The organism is Pseudomonas sp. DR48 (assembly GCF_019823085.1).
Classification (GTDB): domain Bacteria; phylum Pseudomonadota; class Gammaproteobacteria; order Pseudomonadales; family Pseudomonadaceae; genus Aquipseudomonas.
Genome location: NZ_CP081946.1, coordinates 4452279 through 4468659, shown reverse-complemented (window position 1 = coordinate 4468659; position 16381 = coordinate 4452279). Strand labels below are relative to the sequence as shown.

At 60.3% G+C, this 16381-nt stretch carries 14 protein-coding genes; 5 read left to right on the top strand and 9 right to left on the bottom strand.

Annotation, left to right across the window (positions count from 1 at the left end):
• Positions 1 to 23: 23 nt before the first annotated feature.
• From K5K95_RS20275 to K5K95_RS20255, 5 genes are all read left to right on the top strand, one after another.
• The gene (locus K5K95_RS20275; RefSeq protein WP_222585773.1) at positions 24 to 1160 is read left to right on the top strand and encodes a DSD1 family PLP-dependent enzyme; all 1137 of its coding nucleotides are present in this window, start codon (positions 24 to 26) and stop codon (positions 1158 to 1160) included.
• Positions 1150 to 1569 (top strand): RidA family protein, encoded by a 420-nt coding sequence (locus K5K95_RS20270; RefSeq protein ID WP_222585772.1) that lies wholly within the window; start codon positions 1150 to 1152, stop codon positions 1567 to 1569. Before K5K95_RS20275 ends, K5K95_RS20270 begins: the two co-directional genes overlap by 11 nt.
• A 141-nt stretch (positions 1570 to 1710) precedes the next feature.
• A complete protein-coding gene (locus K5K95_RS20265) occupies positions 1711 to 2895 on the top strand; it encodes an NAD(P)/FAD-dependent oxidoreductase (protein WP_222585771.1) in 1185 nt (394 codons plus the stop codon).
• Positions 2896 to 2954: 59 nt separating this feature from the next.
• The gene (locus tag K5K95_RS20260) at positions 2955 to 3812 is read left to right on the top strand and encodes a GNAT family N-acetyltransferase (protein ID WP_222585770.1); all 858 of its coding nucleotides are present in this window, start codon (positions 2955 to 2957) and stop codon (positions 3810 to 3812) included.
• A 265-nt stretch (positions 3813 to 4077) separates the two neighbouring features.
• Positions 4078 to 5565, top strand: coding sequence for an aldehyde dehydrogenase family protein (locus tag K5K95_RS20255; protein ID WP_222585769.1), 1488 nt, complete (start codon positions 4078 to 4080; stop codon positions 5563 to 5565).
• Between the two features lie 273 nt (positions 5566 to 5838).
• Here the strand turns inward: K5K95_RS20255 and K5K95_RS20250 are convergent, their stop codons facing one another.
• The 9 genes from K5K95_RS20250 to K5K95_RS20210 form a co-directional block, all read right to left on the bottom strand.
• On the bottom strand, positions 5839 to 6918 hold the full coding sequence (locus K5K95_RS20250; protein ID WP_222585768.1) for a tartrate dehydrogenase: 1080 nt from the start codon (positions 6916 to 6918) through the stop codon (positions 5839 to 5841).
• A 41-nt stretch (positions 6919 to 6959) separates the two neighbouring features.
• Entirely contained in the window at positions 6960 to 8417 is a 1458-nt protein-coding gene (locus tag K5K95_RS20245; RefSeq protein WP_222585767.1) for an NAD-dependent succinate-semialdehyde dehydrogenase, read from the bottom strand.
• 287 nt (positions 8418 to 8704) lie between these two features.
• Entirely contained in the window at positions 8705 to 9862 is a 1158-nt protein-coding gene (gene argE, locus K5K95_RS20240) for an acetylornithine deacetylase (RefSeq protein ID WP_222585766.1), read from the bottom strand.
• On the bottom strand, positions 9859 to 11013 hold the full coding sequence (locus tag K5K95_RS20235) for an NAD(P)/FAD-dependent oxidoreductase (RefSeq protein ID WP_222585765.1): 1155 nt from the start codon (positions 11011 to 11013) through the stop codon (positions 9859 to 9861). Before K5K95_RS20235 ends, argE begins: the two co-directional genes overlap by 4 nt.
• A complete protein-coding gene (locus K5K95_RS20230; RefSeq protein ID WP_222585764.1) occupies positions 11010 to 12386 on the bottom strand; it encodes an NAD(P)/FAD-dependent oxidoreductase in 1377 nt (458 codons plus the stop codon). Before K5K95_RS20230 ends, K5K95_RS20235 begins: the two co-directional genes overlap by 4 nt.
• Positions 12368 to 12676 carry a (2Fe-2S)-binding protein gene (locus K5K95_RS20225; protein ID WP_222585763.1) on the bottom strand — a complete coding sequence of 103 codons (309 nt, stop codon included), beginning with the start codon at positions 12674 to 12676 and terminating at the stop codon, positions 12368 to 12370. Before K5K95_RS20225 ends, K5K95_RS20230 begins: the two co-directional genes overlap by 19 nt.
• On the bottom strand, positions 12673 to 14514 hold the full coding sequence (locus K5K95_RS20220) for an ABC transporter ATP-binding protein (protein WP_222585762.1): 1842 nt from the start codon (positions 14512 to 14514) through the stop codon (positions 12673 to 12675). The genes K5K95_RS20225 and K5K95_RS20220 overlap by 4 nt, the downstream gene beginning before the upstream one ends.
• Before the next feature lies 1 nt (position 14515).
• Positions 14516 to 15391: an ABC transporter permease gene (locus K5K95_RS20215; RefSeq protein ID WP_222585761.1), complete on the bottom strand. Its 876-nt coding sequence runs from the start codon at positions 15389 to 15391 to the stop codon at positions 14516 to 14518.
• Positions 15388 to 16344 carry an ABC transporter permease gene (locus tag K5K95_RS20210; protein WP_222585760.1) on the bottom strand — a complete coding sequence of 319 codons (957 nt, stop codon included), beginning with the start codon at positions 16342 to 16344 and terminating at the stop codon, positions 15388 to 15390. Before K5K95_RS20210 ends, K5K95_RS20215 begins: the two co-directional genes overlap by 4 nt.
• Positions 16345 to 16381 lie beyond the last annotated feature (37 nt).

Here is a 16381-nt window from a genome sequence, read left to right as displayed (position 1 = left end):
TACCCAGCCACCCGAGTTCTGTCATGTCAGCCTCTATTGCCTCCCTCGATACCCCAGTCGCGATAGTCGATGTCTCGCGAATGCAGCGCAATATCCAACGCATGCAGCAACGCATGGACGCCCTGGGTGTGCGTTTGCGCCCGCACATCAAAACCAGCAAATGCCTCCCCGTGATCAAGGCACAGATAGCCGCTGGCGCAAGCGGTGTCACAGTTTCCACCCTGAAAGAAGCTGAGCATTGTTTCGCTGAAGGCATCAGCGACGTTTTTTATGCCGTTGCAATAGCGCCTGGCAAATTGGCCCAGGCACTGACACTCAGGCGCAAAGGCTGCAGGCTGAGCGTGCTCACCGACAGCGTCATCGGGGCTCAAGCCATCGTCTCCTTCGGACAGCAGAACGACGAACGATTCGAGGTCTGGATCGAAATAGATTGCGACGGCCATCGATCAGGCCTGACCGTTGAAGACAGCGCACTCATAGACGTCGCACGGGTCCTTTCCGAAGGGGGCATGCAATTGCGAGGCGTGATGACCCACGCCGGATCCAGCTACGAACTCGACAATCTTGAAGCGCTGCAGATTTTGGCCGAACAAGAACGCTTCCTCTGCGTCAGTGCCGCCGAAAGAATCCGCGAAGCCGGGCTGGTATGCCCGGAGGTCAGCATCGGCTCCACTCCCACGGCACTATCGGCACTGAGCCTGAAAGACGTCACCGAAGTACGCGCAGGCGTTTATGTGTTCTTCGACCTGGTGATGCACAACATCGGCGTCTGCCAGACAGACGAGTTGGCACTGAGCGTGCTGACCACCGTCATCGGCCACCAGCAAAATAAAGGCTGGGTCATCACCGATGCCGGCTGGATGGCCATGAGTCGTGATCGAGGCACGCAGCGCCAGCGACAGGACTTCGGTTACGGACAGGTGTGTACCGAAGCTGGCGACTGGATCGAGGGCGCGCTGGTCACTGGCGCCAACCAGGAACACGGCATCATCACTCTAGGAGCGGCCGAGAGCGCCAACATCGTAGCGCGCTTCCCCATCGGCAGCCGTCTGCGCATTCTGCCCAACCATGCATGTGCCACAGGCGCGCAATTCCCGGACTATCACGCCTGTGACGCCGAGGGCGTCGTGCACACATGGAGTCGCTTACATGGCTGGTAATCAAGCAGGTTCGATCGACTTAATCCAAACGGCTAACGCCGCAGCTCCGGGTGGACATTACTCCCAGGCGGTAGCGCACGAGGGTGTTTTATATGTGTCCGGGCAACTGCCGGTACGCGCGAATGGCGACCACAGTGTCGACCAACCGTTTGAAGTTCAAACATCAATAGCCCTCGACAACCTCGTGGCGATCCTCAGCAAAGCGGGCCGGAGCACGAGTGATCTCCTGAAGGTCACGGTCTATGTCGTAGGGATAGAACACTGGCCCACCTTTGATCGAATTTATGCCCGTTACCTGGGTGAACATCGGCCAGCACGCGCCGTGGTGCCTGTTCCGGTCTTGCATCATGGTTACTTGATCGAAATCGAAGCGCTGGCCCGCGGTGAACAAAAGGAAACCTGCCAATGACGGTTGCCAGGGCCGGTATTGCTCTCAGGCCGGGGCCGAAGTGATTGCCGCGGCGGCCGGCGTCAGTGTGCAACAGGTCGGTCGGCAACGGGGTCAGGCCCCGGTCAAACCCTTACCGATGACGATCATCGAGGAGCCATTATGAAACCGCAAAAAAGTGATGTTCTGATTATCGGCGGAGGCATCATGGGCTCGACGTCGGCGTTTTTCCTGCGCCGGCGTGGGCACTCAGTCACTCTGCTGGAGCGTGACCAGATCGGTCAGTACGCCAGTGGCGTGAACTTCGGCAACGTGCGACGCCAAGGGCGGTACCTCGGGCAGCTGGAACTGGCCAACCGTTCCTGGGCGCTGTGGAAACGACTGCCGGAGCTGATCGACGACGACCTAGAGTTCATCGCCAGCGGCCATATGCGTGTGTGTTATCGAGAAGATGAAATTGCAGAACTGGAGGCCTATGCGGCGGCCCCGGAGGCCCGTGAACTGGACTTGCAGGTGCTCACGGGCAAGGCTTTGCATGCACGCTTCCCGTTCCTCGGCCCGGAGGTCAAGGGCGGTTCCTACGCGCCTCACGATGGTCACGCCAACCCGCGTCTGGCAGCGCCGGCGTTTGCCCGGGCAGCCCGGCGCCTCGGCGCGCGGATCGAAGAGCGCACCGAGGTCGCCGAGGTGCAGAAGGTCGATGACGAATTCCATGTCACGACCACCGATGGTCAGCTGTTCGTCGCCCAGCAACTGTTGATCACCGCGGGCGCCTGGGCCGCCAAGCTGTCCGAACAATTCGGCGAACCGGTGCCGCTGGAACCCAATGGTCCGCAAATGTCGGTGACCGAGCCGGTGCCCTACGCCTTGCCGACGGTGATTGGCGTGTTTACCAAAATCAAGGAAGAGGTGATCTACTTCCGCCAGATCCCCCGCGGCAACATCATCATCGGCGGCGGCAACCGCTGCAAACCGGACATGCTCAACCGGCGAGCCTACTTCCAGCCGGAAAGCCTGCTCAACCAGATGCGGCAAATGCGCCGCCTTCTGCCAGGGGCCGAAAAGCTGAACATCATCCGGGTCTGGAGCGGCATCGAGAGCTATACGCCGGACTCCCTGCCGGTCATCGGCCCCAGCGGCACCGTCGACGGCTTGTTCTACGCCTTCGGCTTCTGCGGCCATGGCTTCCAGCTTGGCCCGGGCGTCGGCGACGTGATGGCCGAACTGATCAGCACCGGCAGTACCAGCACCTTGATCAGTCCATTCGATATCCGTCGGTTTACTAACCCATCCGCGATTGTGATGCCTTTATCTGCGAACCTCCTCAGCACAGGCAAACTTACATGAGCCGCACACCGCAACTCCCTGATCGCCCCGCTCAAGATCGCCATCTTCAAGGAGGCTCCATGCCTGCAACGTCAGATTCTGCCTATCTGTACCGCACTGTAACCGCGGCGGACATGCCCGCGGCACACGCCCTCTCCTTGCACCTGAAATGGCCTCACCGAGAAGAAGACTGGGCCATGGTACAGCGCACGTCCGAAGGCTTTGTCACGGAACATAATGGACAGTTGGTCGGCGTAGCATTCGCCTGCCATCAAGGCGCTTATTCCTCAATCGGCCTAGTGATCGTGAGTGATGAGCACCAAGGAAAGGGGATCGGACGTCGACTGATGAACCTGTGCCTGGAAGCCACTGCTCCACGCACGCCAATTCTCAATGCCACCGAGTCAGGCGCACCACTTTATGCAAGCATGGGATTCGTCGACTTCGCGCGAATCCAGCAGCATCAAGGCGTGCCGCAGGCACCTGCGCTGATCCCTTTGATCAAGGGCTCGTATTGTCGCGCGTTAGGCCCGGCCGATTACCCGAAGCTGATTGAATTGGCCAATGCTGGTAGCGGCCTGGACCGCACAACGGTACTTAACGATTTGCTCCCGATGGCCGAGTACATAGTCGGCATTGAGGTGGATGGAAAACTACAAGGTACTGCCCTGCTCCGTCGTTTTGGTCGTGGCCATATCATTGGTCCGGTTGTCGCGCAAAACCTGGAACAGGCCCAACACTTGATTACCCACCTTCTGCGTTTGATACCTGGTGCCTTTGTTCGCTTCGACATTCTGGCCGATTGCGGGTTGGCCGACCGGCTGGAGAGCCTGGGGTTGCAGTGCGTCGACAGAGCACCGCGAATGGTTCTCGGAGTCCCCCCGCAATCAAGCGGTGGAATCAAGCAGTTTGCGCTGGTTACACAAGCTATCGGCTAGCGATCACGACCACCAGCAAGGGGTTTATCGCACGCAATACCAACGTGAACGGCTCAGTTGCATTGATGCAACGTTAGCCAGGCAGATACAGCAGATTATCCCTTGCCGACTTGAATAACGGCATATGTTGCTTGGCCCGCTTTGTTAGCTTATTGAGGTAACGGGGCATAAGGATGTACTGGTCGCGATGGCGATGCTCTGGTGACTTTCTACCTCCCGGCCATGCTGTTCGCAGCGCCTATTACCGCTCCAAGGAGCTAGTTGGATGACAACACAATTTTCGAATAGCTACAGCGTTGATCCGGAAACATCTCACAAGTTTTATATCAACGGCCGTTGGTCTTCCCCTGCAATCCCGGCAAGTTTGCCGGTGGTCAATCCGGCAAGTGAAGAGGTCATTGCGCAGGTCGCGCGTGGGTCTGCCGAAGATGTTGATAGGGCAGTAGCTGCGGCACGTGCAGCGTTTGCTGGTTGGTCTTCTTCCTCGACAGAATCGCGTGCGCTTATCCTTGGAAAGATCTACGAACTTATCCTTGAACGCAAAGAGGCTCTTGCACAGGCCCTCTCTCTCGAAATGGGCGCTGCCATCGGATTCGCACGGGCGATGCAAGTGCCACTGGCGGCCGAACACGTTCGGGTCGCACGTGATCTCCTGTCCACCTATCGTTTCCAAACGGTTGAAGACGGCACCGCGATCCAACGCGAACCAATAGGCGTCTGCGGCCTCATCACCCCATGGAACTGGCCGCTTTATCAAATCACCGCGAAAGTCGCTCCGGCTATTGCTGCCGGATGCACAGTAGTTCTGAAACCAAGCGAACTGTCGCCTCTGAGCGCCCTTCTTTTTGCACAATTGGTGCATGACGCAGGCCTACCGCTCGGCGTCTTCAATCTGGTGAACGGAAGTGGTCCCGAGGTCGGCGCAGCCATGGCGGCGCATCCCGATATCGACATGATTTCCATAACCGGCTCAAACCGCGCAGGCGCTCTGGTTGCACAGGCGGCCGCCCATACGGTGAAACGCGTCACACAAGAGCTGGGAGGCAAGTCGCCGAATCTTCTGCTTCCCGATGCCGACTTCGCCAAAGCGGTCCCGCTGGGAGTGATGTCTGCGTTTCGCAACGTCGGACAGTCCTGCAGCGCCCCGACACGAATGATCGTCCCAAAGGACAGGCTGGCCGAGGTCGAATCTCTGGCTGCAGCAACCGTCAATGCAATCATCGTTGGTGACCCGCAGTCGGAAGATACGGTACTGGGTCCTATCGCCAACCGAGCCCAGTTCAATCGCGTGCAAGCAATGATCGAGGCTGGCCTTGATGAGGGCGCAAAACTTGTTTGCGGCGGACCAGGACGTGTACCGGGCCATGAAAAGGGCTTCTACGCCCGACCGACTGTTTTTTCCGAGGTGGATTCCGGAATGCGGATCGCCCAAGAAGAAATTTTTGGTCCAGTGCTGTGCATCATTCCCTATGAGACGGTCGATGAGGCGGTCACTATCGCAAACGATACGGTATATGGTCTGGGTGCCCATGTTCAGGCTCAGGACCTTGATCTTGCACGTACCGTTGCCTCTCGTATCCGAGCCGGACAAGTGCATCTGAATTACCCCGCGTGGAATCCAATGGCTCCGTTCGGCGGCTACAAGCGCTCTGGTAATGGTCGTGAGTATGGTGTCTACGGGTTTGAAGAGTACCTGGAAACCAAAGCAATCATCGGATTTGGCGAAGCGCCAGGTCTCCCTTCGCGCGCATAGAACACACTTGTCGCTGCCGGTATTGCGGCTCACAAACAATCCGGGTGTCAGGCCGTGAGGTTATTACCTCACGAGCCTGCATTTCAGTAGTTCCCGCCAGCTCCCGATTTCACTCACTTACAGAACTGCGTGAAACTCTGCGGCTCAGTATTTTGAGCGAAAAACGAGGCTCATATATTGGACGTGATAAAAAAGCCCGCAGTGTGGGCGGGCTAAAAGGGTGAAGCACCAGAAATGAAGAGGGCTTCCAAGCCGATCTGTTGTTGCCTCAGTTCAAAGCGCTGCAACGATTGCCATACCGACATCCTGGGTCGAGCCCTGCCCTCCTAGGTCGGGGGTAATCGGGCCCTCGGCGATAACCCGCTCGATGGCCTTGAGAATGCCGTCATGCGCCGCGCGATAACGCTCATCACCGTTGCCCAGGAAATCCAGCATCAACGCCCCGGACCAGATCATCGCAATCGGGTTGGCGATGTTCTGCCCGTATATGTCCGGCGCCGAGCCATGCACCGGCTCGAACAACGACGGAAAGCGCCGCTCGGGATCGAGGTTGGCCGACGGCGCGATACCGATGGTCCCGGCGCAGGCCGGCCCGAGATCGGAAAGAATGTCGCCGAACAGATTCGACGCCACCACCACATCAAAACGGTCCGGTTGCAGCACGAAACGCGCGCACAGAATGTCGATGTGCTGTTTGTCCCAGGTGATGTCCGGGTATTGTTCAGCCATCAATGCGGTGCGCTCATCCCAATACGGCATGCTGATCGAGATCCCGTTGGACTTGGTCGCCGCCGTCAGCCGCTTGCGGGGTCGGGTCTGTGCCAGGTCAAAGGCGTATTTGAGAATCCGGTCGACGCCACGGCGGGTGAACACCGATTCCTGCAGCACGAACTCATGGTCGGTGCCTTCGAACATTTTGCCGCCGACCGAGGAATATTCGCCCTCGGTGTTCTCGCGGATCACCACGAAATCGATGTCCCCCGGTTTGCGTCCGGCCAGTGGGCACGGCACGCCAGGAAACAGCCGCACCGGGCGAATGTTCACGTACTGGTCGAAGTCGCGGCGAAACTTCAGCAGCGAACCCCACAACGAAACGTGGTCCGGCACCTTGTCCGGCCAACCCACGGCACCGAAGTAGATCGCATCGAAACCCTTGAGCTGTTCAAACCAGTCATCGGGCATCATCTGCCCGTGCTCCAGGTAGTAATCGCAGTGTGCCCAGTCGAGCACTTCGATACTCAAATCCAGCTGCCATTTCTTCGCGGCCTGCTCCAGAACTCGCAACCCTTCCGGCAGCACTTCCTTGCCAATGCCATCGCCGGCAATCGCGGCGATTTTGAATGTCTTGCTCATCGATCATGCCTCGCAAAATGTCTGTGCCATCGTGGGTCGGGTTACAGCCCACCGATGTGGAAGGCTTTGACTTCCAGGTATTCGTCCAGGCCGTACTTGCTGCCTTCACGTCCCAGGCCTGACTGCTTGATGCCGCCGAACGGGGCGACTTCCATGGAAATGATCCCGGTGTTGAGCCCGACCATGCCGAACTCCAGCGCCTCACCGAAACGCCAGGAACGACGCAGGTCCTGGGTGAAGAAGTAGGCACCCAGGCCGTAAGGGGTTGCATTGGCTAGGGCGAGCGCTTCGGCTTCGTCGGTAAAGCGCATCAGCGGCGCCACCGGGCCGAAGGTTTCTTCGTTGGCCAACAGCATGCCGGCGTGGGTATCGCCCAGAACCGTGGGCTGCACAAACTGGCTGTCGCCTTCAGGAATACCGCCGCAGAGCAACCGCGCGCCCTGACTCAAGGCATCGTCGATGTGTCGCGCGACCTTGCTCACGGCAGCCGGGTTGATCAGCGGCCCGATGGTGACATCGGCGTCCAGACCATTGCCGACCTTGAGTTTGCCCACCTCCTCCACCAGACGTTGAGCGAAGCGCTCGTAGATGCCGTCCTGCACCAGAATCCGGTTGGCGCAGACACAGGTCTGGCCTGCGTTGCGAAACTTGCTGAGCATGATCCCGGCCACAGCCTGCTCAAGGTCAGCGTCGTCGAACACAATGAACGGCGCGTTGCCGCCCAGTTCCAGGCTCAATCGTTTGATGTGCTCGGCGCTCTGGCGCATCAGCAGCCGACCGACAGCGGTCGAGCCAGTAAAGGAGATTTTCCGTACCGCCGGGTTGCTGGTCAGCTCCTCGCCGATCCCGGCGGGCATGCCGGTCAACACATTGAACACCCCGGCCGGAATGCCGACACGCTCGGCCAATACCGCCAGGGCCAGGGCCGATAACGGCGTCAGGTCCGAGGGTTTGACGATGATTGGGCAGCCGGCCGCCAAGGCAGGTGCGCATTTGCGGGTGATCATCGCGTTGGGGAAGTTCCACGGGGTAATCGCGGCGCAAACTCCAACCGGTTGCTTAAGTGTCAGCAGTCGGCGGTCACTGCTGGGGGCCGGCATGGTTTCGCCGTAGACCCGCCGGGCCTCTTCGGCGAACCATTTGACGAAACCAGCACCGTAGCGGATTTCGCCTTTGGCCTCGTTCAGCGGTTTACCCTGTTCGCAGGTCATGATCAGCGCCAGGTCGTCGAGGTTGTCGATCATGGCTTGATACCAGCGCTCCAACAGCGCCGCACGTTCTGCTGCCGGTCGTGCGCGCCAGGCGGGCCAGGCTTTTTCGGCGGCTTCGATGGCACAACGGGTTTGCGCGCCTTGCATGGCCGGCACGCGAGCCAGCAACTGGCCGCTGGCCGGGTCGATGACGTCCAGGGTCGCGTCGTTGTCGGCGCCGATCCACTGCCCGTCCACATACGCGAGTTCTGCCAAAAGGCTGGGGTCTTTCAAACGATTCTTGAGCATGGTCGAGTCCTGATCCGAGACACGTTCCAGTCTAGGGTGGTGCTTCGGATGAGGATGCTGAAAGCGCCATTTGGGCGGTGTTGGATGCTGAAAATCGGGGTGGGACGGCAGGCTCTACCGAGGGGATATAAGGCCTGTCAGACAAACGCAAAACCCTGTGGGAGCGAGCTTGCTCGCGATAAGGGCCCGACATTCAACATTGATGTTGACTGATAGTCCGCAATCGCGAGCAAGCTCGTTCCCACACTTGACCTCTGTTTGCCCTAGAACCTATCAACACCACCGTCCTACAATTTCAGGGAACCGAGCAACCCTTCAAGAAACCGTTCCCCAGCCTCCATCTGGCTGATCTCGATAAACTCGTCCGGCTTGTGCGCCTGTTCAATCGACCCCGGCCCGCAAACCACCACTGGCACATCCAGACGTTGCTTGAACAACCCGCCTTCGGTACCAAACGAAACCTTGGATGTACCGGTATCCGGCGCGGCGAAGCTCTTCAGAAAGCGCACCGCTTCGACGCTCGGATGGGTGTCGAGGCCGGGGTAGACGTTCAGGGTTTCGATCTCGATGTCCGCAACACTGGACAGGCGCTTGGCCTCACGAACGATAACCTCTGCACGCTCTCGCATCTGTTCCAGAAACTGATCCAGATCGTCGGCCGGCAAGTTGCGCACTTCGAAATCCAGGGTGCACAGGTTCGGCACGATGTTCAGAGCTTTGCCGCCGACAATTTGCCCGACATGCACGGTGCTGTAGGGTACGTCGTAGTCCGCATCCTGGGCGCCCTGCTCTTGCAGTTGGAGCTGACTTTGGCGAAGTGCCGTGATGAAATCGCACGCCACGTGAATAGCATTGACCGAGCGCGGTGCCAGGGAAGAATGCGCTTCCAGGCCACGACAGTAGGTGCGGTAGGAGCCCTTGCCCTTGTGCCCGAGCACGAATTGCATGTTGGTCGGTTCACCGATCATGCACAGAAACGGCCGAACCGGTGCCAGGTGCAACACGTCCAGCAACCGACGCACGCCGACACAACCGATCTCTTCATCATGGGACAGCGCCAGTTGCAGCGGCCGGCTCAGGGAATGGTCAGCGGCGTCGAGCATCGCGTCGATGGCCAAGGCGATGAAGCCTTTCATGTCGCAACTGCCGCGACCGTAAATTTTGCCGTCCTGCACCGTCGCCTGAAACGCCGGAAAGGTCCACGCCTGCCCCGCCGCCGGCACCACGTCGGTATGCCCGGACAGCAGAATTCCTGGCAACTCTCGCGGGCCGGTGCTGGCGAACAGATTGGCTTTTCTGCCGGTCTCGTCCTTGACGATCAGCGACTCGATGCCCTTGGTCAGCAACAGGTCGCGCACGTAGTCGATCAGGGCCATGTTCGACTCCGACGACACGGTGTCGAAGGCCATCAAGCGTTTGAGGATATCCAGTACACGGGGTTTCATGAGGCCATGCTCCGTTGCTCGGCTGAAAGGGCGAATCGGCGAATGGAGAACGGCTCAATCGAAGTGCTGGTGCTGCCGGTGCTGATCAGTTCGGCCATCACATCGCCGACGCCCGGGCCGAGCTGGAAGCCGTGACCGCAGAAGCCGAACGCGTAGAACAAGCCGTCGACGGTGCCACTCGGGCCCATCACCGGCAGGGAATCCGGCAGGTAGCCTTCGATGCCACTCCAGACCCGGATGATGTTCAGGTTACCAACACCCGGCAGCAGGCGGCGCATTTGATTGACCTGGTTGAGGATGCTGCGCGGCTCCACGTAGGCCCGGCGATTGAGCATGTCCGGTTTACTGCGATATCCGCCACCGATGACAATGTTGCCGCGAGGGATCTGGCGGAAGTAAATCACTTCCTCGGGAATCTTGGTGTACACGCCGATCACTGTTGGCAAGGCGTAAGGCACCGGTTCGGTCACGGCCATTTGGGGGCCGTGGGTGTCCAGCGGCACCGGTTCGCCGAATTGCAGTGACAGCTTCTGCCCCCAGGCCCCGGCGGTGATCAAGAGTTGTGCGGCGCTGAACTGGCGACCGTCAGTGGTGGTGACGCTGAACTCGCCACCGACCTTTTGCACCTCGGCCACTTCAGTCTGCTCCTCGATCTGCGCGCCGAGACGCCGTGCCGCCCGGGCAAACGCAGGGGCTGCCAGACGTGGATTGGCGTGACCGTCGTGGGGCGCATAGGAGCCACCCTTCACATCCGGCCCGAGGAATGGAAAACGCCGATGCAACTCGGCACCGCGATAAATCCTCAGATCCAGTTGCGCCGCCTCAGGCGCTGCGGCATAGGCCTCCAGCTCGGCGATTTCATCTTCGCGATAACACACACGCATGTGGCCGCTGGCGATGAACTCAAGGTCGTCGTCGATCAGCTCCGGCAGTCGTTTCCACAGAGCCCAGGAACGGTTGGCCAATTCCAATTGGCCGAGATACCGTCCCTGACGCCGGACATTGCCGAAATTCACGCCGCTGGCGTACTGACCAATCTGGTCGCGCTCCAGCAGGATGACCGATTGCCCACGCCGGCGCAGGAAAAACGCTGCCGCCGAGCCCATCAGGCCACCGCCGACGATAACGACATCGGCTTTATGTACGGTCATGGCGACACCTCCTCGGTGAGCATCGAAAGGGGTTTGACCGGCGCCTGGCTGCGTTGGCGTCCAACCTGTTGCACGCTGACACCCGCCGCTGCAGCGATCACTTCCGCTCCGGCCTGGGAGCAATAACGGCCCTGGCAACGGCCCATGCCGACCCGACTGAATGCCTTGGCCCGATTGACTTCGCAGGCGCCCTTCTCGCTGACTGTGCGGCGCAGTTCACCAACACTGATCATCTCGCAACGGCAAACGATGGCGGTGTCCGGCAAGGCTTTGGCATGTTCGGCTGGCCAGGGAAACGCCTGGGCCAAACCGAGGCGGAACTGGTCCATCACCGCCAAGGCATGGCGTTGTTCATCGCGCAAACCGGCGTTCACCGGTTGGTGCAGGTCTTCCAGCAATGCCATGGCCACCAGGCGTCCGGCGTGTTCAGCGGCGTCCGCACCTCGAATCTTCGAACCGTCACCCGCGGCATACACACCGCTGACCGACGTCCGGCCTTCCTCATCAACCGCCAGCCACCATTGGCCTGACGCCTCGTCGAAGCGCATGCGACAACCGGCCAAGTCCGCCAGCTGGGTTTCCGGGCGCAAGTGATATCCCAGCGCTAGCGCATCACATTCGACATTCAATGTCTCGCCGCGAGCCGTTTGCACCCGCACGCCACTGACACCACTGGCCGCATCGCCCAGCACCTGTTGCGGCTTGATGCCGAGGTGCACCGGAATCTTCGCCCGATATAGCTGCGCTAACAGTTTCATCCCGGCGAGCAGTAATCCTGGACGCGCCAGCAGTTTCGACAAGGCACCGATACGTTTGCTCAGAGGTGACGTGTCGAGCACCGCCGCCACCTTCGCACCCGCCTTGACGTACTGACTGGCGACCAGATACAGCAACGGTCCGCTGCCCATGAACACCACGCTGCGGCCAATGGAAACAGCCTGGGACTTGAGCGCAATCTGCGCCCCGCCGAGGCTGTAGGTGCCCGCCAATTGCCACCCTTCAATCGGCATCAGGCGGTCGGTGGCACCGGTACAGAGGATCAGCGCATCGTAATCCACCGTCGAGTGTTTGCCCTGGCTGACGCAGCACAACTGCCTCGGTGTCAGGTTCCACACCAATGTGTCCGGGCGGTAGTCGATCCGTTCGCGCAGGTGATCAAAACTTTCGTGCAGGTCCCGAGCCTTGGCAGCTTCGGTGCCGTACAGCGTGGCGTAATCCCTGGTGAAACCTTCGGGCTGCCGACGATAGATCTGTCCACCATCGCGGCGATTCTCATCGATCAGGATCGGCTTGAAGCCCGCTGCCAACAAGGTCTCGGCACAGCGAATACCCGCCGGCCCGGCACCAACGATGACTATCCGTGCAGTGGCCATGTCGCCTCCGGTTGTGTGGTGACGATGTCCAGCCCTTCACGGACCTCATTGGAGCAAGCACGCAGACGCTCGCCACTGCGGGTCCAGACCCAGCAATCCTGGCAAGCGCCCATCAAACAGAAACCCGCGCGCCGGCCGGAATCGAACTCCGATTGGCGCAACGCGTTGCCCTGGGTCAGCAATGCCACCATCAGGGTGTCGCCCTGCAACGCCTCGATGGGTACACCGTCCACCTTCAAACTGATGGTTGGCCGGCCCTGCTCGGCCAGCCTCACAAAACGCCCCTTCATGCATAGGCTCCCTGAGTCATGGTGATCAAATCCAGCTGGGTTTTCAGCAACTCGGCGCTGTCATGATGGCAAAGGATTTCACTACCGCCATCAATGGTCCGGCGGTTCGGCGCCGTGCTATTGCACAAGCCATCGACCCGCACCGGACAGCGGCTGAGAAAGGTGCACAACTCCGGCACATTAGCCTTGGCGCCAATCGGCGGCAGCGTGCCGCAGGTTGTGTTGCAGGTTTCCAGCCAGCCTTGGCGCAGTTCCGGCACCGAATGGATCAACAGGTCTGTGTACGGATGGAAGGGTGCCTGGGCAAATGACTGGCGAGTGCCGGCCTGGACTTTGTGGCCGCTGTACATCACCACAATGTCATCGCATAGCGCCCGCACCGTGGAGATGTCGTGGCTGATGAACAGATAGGAAACCCCCAGCTCCTGACGCAGGTCGCGCAGCAGTTCAAGAATGGCTGCTCCGACCACGGTATCCAGCGCCGAGGTCACCTCGTCACAGAGGATCAGATCAGGTTTTGCCGCCAGCGCCCGGGCCAGGTTGACCCGTTGCTTTTGACCGCCAGACAGTTCATTCGGGCGCCGTTCGGCCAGGGTTCGGGGCAAGCGCACCAGGTCCAGCAACTCGCCGATACGCTCACGCAACGCCGCGCCCTTAAGGCCGAAATACATCTTCAGCGGCCGGCTCAGAATGGTGCTGACGCTGTGCATCGGGTTGAGCGCGGTGTCGGCGTTTTGAAAGACCATTTGGATGCGGCGGAACTGTTCGTCGGTGCGCTCGGACAGGCTGCCGCCCAGTGGCTGACCATCGAAAGTCAGCCCACCGAGGGCCGGTGTCAGCAACCCCGCCACTACCCGCGCCAGGGTCGATTTGCCGGACCCCGACTCACCGATCACGCCGATGGCCTGGCCCCGGCGCACAGTCAAGTCGATGTCTTCCAGCACGCGGATCGCCGGCATGCCGTGCATGTCCTTGTTGCCGTAACCGGCGGTCAGGCCCTTGATGGTCAGCAATGGCGTGTCTTGCGCCATATCGCAGGGCGGGCGAATCGTCGTATCCGGCCGCGCCGCCGCCAGCAGACTGCGGGTGTATTCATGGGCAGGGCCTTTGAGCAACGGCGCGGTAGCGCTTTGTTCGAAGATCTGGCCGCCGTTGAGCACGACGATCTGATCAGCCATCTGCGCCACCACCGCCAGGTCGTGGGAAACATAGACCGCCGTCGCCCCGCGCTCACGCACTACACGCTTGAAGGCTCGCAGCACATCGATCTGGGTAGTGACATCGAGGGCCGTGGTCGGTTCGTCGAGCACCACCAGCAACGGATCGCTGATCAACGCCATGGCCGCCATCACCCTTTGCAGTTGCCCGCCAGACACCTGGTGCGGGTAGCGTTGGCCGATATTGTCCGGGGCCGGCAGCGCCAGGTCGCGGAACAATTGGATGGCTTTGGCTTCAAGCTCCGCCCGAGTGCCCAGGCCATGTATCAGCGCGCCCTCCACCACTTGGTCGATCAACTTCTTCGCCGGGTTGAACGCTGCCGCCGCGCTTTGCGCGATGTACGACACCCGGTTTCCGCGCAGTCCCTGCAATTCTTTTTCACTGAGTGCAAGCATGTTGTGCTCGCCGACCTGCACCACGCCGCCGGACAACCTGCAGCCGCGTCTTGCATAGCCCAGCAACGCCAGGGCGATGGTGGTCTTGCCGGAGCCAGACTCGCCAATCAACGCCAGCACTTCACCTTTTTCCAGGGCGAAGCTCACGCCTTTGACGATTTCCGTTTCGCCACGCTCGCCACAGGCGACCACACGCAAGTCTTGGACTCGAATCAATTCACTCATTTCAATGACCTCCCGTACGGCGACTACGTCGGGACGACAGTCTGTCGATAAACAAATTCACACCGATGGTCAGGGTGCCGATGGCCAGCGCCGGAATCACGATGGCCGGCGCGCCCTGGTTGAGGCCGCCGATATTTTCCCGCACCAGCGAACCGAGGTCGGCATCTGGAGGCTGCACGCCGAGGCCAAGGAAACTCATGCCGCTGAGCAGCAACACGATGAAGCCAAAGCGCAGGCCAAGGTCGGTCAACACCGGATTGAGCATGTTGGGCAAAATTTCCACGCAAGCGATGTACAACCGACGCTCACCACGGGTACGGGCCACTTGCACGTATTCCAGCGCCTCGATGTTCACCGCCATGCTGCGCGCAATGCGAAACGCGCCGGGGGTGAAACTCAATACGGCAGTGCAAATCAGCAAGGTCACTGAGGAGCCGAAAGCCGAGACCATGATCAATGCCAGCATCTTGCTCGGGATCGAAATGAACGCATCCATCAAGCGACTGATCACTTCGTCCAGCCATTTGGGCGAAACCACAGACAGTAGCGCGCAACTAGTACCCAGGCCGCTGGCCAACACCGCCGCGATCAACGCCAGGCCAATGGTGAACCGTGCACCTACGAGGATGCGACTAAGCATGTCACGCCCAAGGTAATCAGTGCCGAACGGGTAAAGGGCGCTGATGCTGTCGAAGACATTATCGGAGACCACTTCGCCCACCGGGTGTGGTGCCAACCACGGGCCGAAGATCGCTACCAGCAACCAGATAACGCACATCGCAGCCCCGATCAGACCCAGCCAGCCCGGGCCATGAGCCCTCTTGCCAGCCGACAGGTCGGGGGTCGCAGGCGTCGATTTCACAATGAGATTGTTCATTGGTTTCTCAGCCTCGGGTTAGACAGAATCGCGCAAAGGTCGGCGAGTAGCACCAGCCCCAGGTATGCCGTACAAAACAGCATGGTGCAGGCCTGAACCAGCGCCATGTCACGGTTGGTCACGGCATCGACCATCAGGCTGGCGATGCCGGGATAGTTGAAGATCGTCTCGACAATCACCACCCCGCCCAGCAGGTACGACAGGCTCAGGGCGATCGCGTTGGCAATTGGCCCTATGGCATTGGGCAAGGCATGGCGCAGCACGATGCGCATCGGGCTGACGCCTTTGAGCCGAGCCATTTCCACGTAAGGGCTGTCGAGCTGGTCGATCACCGCAGCCCGGGTCATCCGGGCCATTTGCGCGACGATGACGCAGCACAGCGTCATCACCGGCAAGGCGTAAGTGCGCATGAATTGCCAGGGTGAGGTGATGTCGCTGGCATAGGACAACGCCGACAACCAGCCCAGGTTTACCGCAAAAATCAGCACCGCCAGGGTCGCCACCAGAAACTCCGGGACGGCGACCATGGCCAGGGTGAAAAAGCTCAGGAAGCTGTCTATGCGCCCACCGCGCGCCATCGCCGAGCCGATGCCCAGAATCAATGCCACCGGCACCGACACCAGCGCCGTAGCGGCCGCCAGCATCAGGGTGTTCGGCACGCGTCCGGCCATCAACTCGCTGACCGGCATGGCGTTGGACACCGATACCCCCATGTCACCGCTGAGCAGGTTCATCAACCAGTGCAGGTAACGCAGCACACCGGGCTGATCGAGCCCCAGTTTCAGGCGCAGCGCCGCCACCTGTTCCGGCGTGGCGAACTGTCCGAGGGATTGTTGCGCCGCGTCCCCCGGCAGGACCGCCGTGATCGCAAACACGACCATGGACACGATCAACAAAGTCACGATCGCGGCGCCCAGACGCCGGCCGATCAACCACAGTGTGTTGCTATTCATCGCCTACCCTCCTGCACTGTCCTTGACGTACCAACCG

What these genes read in the sequence shown, in the direction of transcription:
- K5K95_RS20275 (WP_222585773.1), top strand. Translation starts at nt 24, where the DNA reads ATGTCAGCCTCTATTGCCTCCCTCGATACCCCAGTCGCGATAGTCGAT.
- K5K95_RS20270 (WP_222585772.1), top strand. Translation starts at nt 1,150, where the DNA reads ATGGCTGGTAATCAAGCAGGTTCGATCGACTTAATCCAAACGGCTAAC.
- K5K95_RS20265 (WP_222585771.1), top strand. Translation starts at nt 1,711, where the DNA reads ATGAAACCGCAAAAAAGTGATGTTCTGATTATCGGCGGAGGCATCATG.
- K5K95_RS20260 (WP_222585770.1), top strand. Translation starts at nt 2,955, where the DNA reads ATGCCTGCAACGTCAGATTCTGCCTATCTGTACCGCACTGTAACCGCG.
- K5K95_RS20255 (WP_222585769.1), top strand. Translation starts at nt 4,078, where the DNA reads ATGACAACACAATTTTCGAATAGCTACAGCGTTGATCCGGAAACATCT.
- K5K95_RS20250 (WP_222585768.1), bottom strand. Translation starts at nt 6,918, where the DNA reads ATGAGCAAGACATTCAAAATCGCCGCGATTGCCGGCGATGGCATTGGC.
- K5K95_RS20245 (WP_222585767.1), bottom strand. Translation starts at nt 8,417, where the DNA reads ATGCTCAAGAATCGTTTGAAAGACCCCAGCCTTTTGGCAGAACTCGCG.
- argE (WP_222585766.1), bottom strand. Translation starts at nt 9,862, where the DNA reads ATGAAACCCCGTGTACTGGATATCCTCAAACGCTTGATGGCCTTCGAC.
- K5K95_RS20235 (WP_222585765.1), bottom strand. Translation starts at nt 11,013, where the DNA reads ATGACCGTACATAAAGCCGATGTCGTTATCGTCGGCGGTGGCCTGATG.
- K5K95_RS20230 (WP_222585764.1), bottom strand. Translation starts at nt 12,386, where the DNA reads ATGGCCACTGCACGGATAGTCATCGTTGGTGCCGGGCCGGCGGGTATT.
- K5K95_RS20225 (WP_222585763.1), bottom strand. Translation starts at nt 12,676, where the DNA reads ATGAAGGGGCGTTTTGTGAGGCTGGCCGAGCAGGGCCGGCCAACCATC.
- K5K95_RS20220 (WP_222585762.1), bottom strand. Translation starts at nt 14,514, where the DNA reads ATGAGTGAATTGATTCGAGTCCAAGACTTGCGTGTGGTCGCCTGTGGC.
- K5K95_RS20215 (WP_222585761.1), bottom strand. Translation starts at nt 15,391, where the DNA reads ATGAACAATCTCATTGTGAAATCGACGCCTGCGACCCCCGACCTGTCG.
- K5K95_RS20210 (WP_222585760.1), bottom strand. Translation starts at nt 16,344, where the DNA reads ATGAATAGCAACACACTGTGGTTGATCGGCCGGCGTCTGGGCGCCGCG.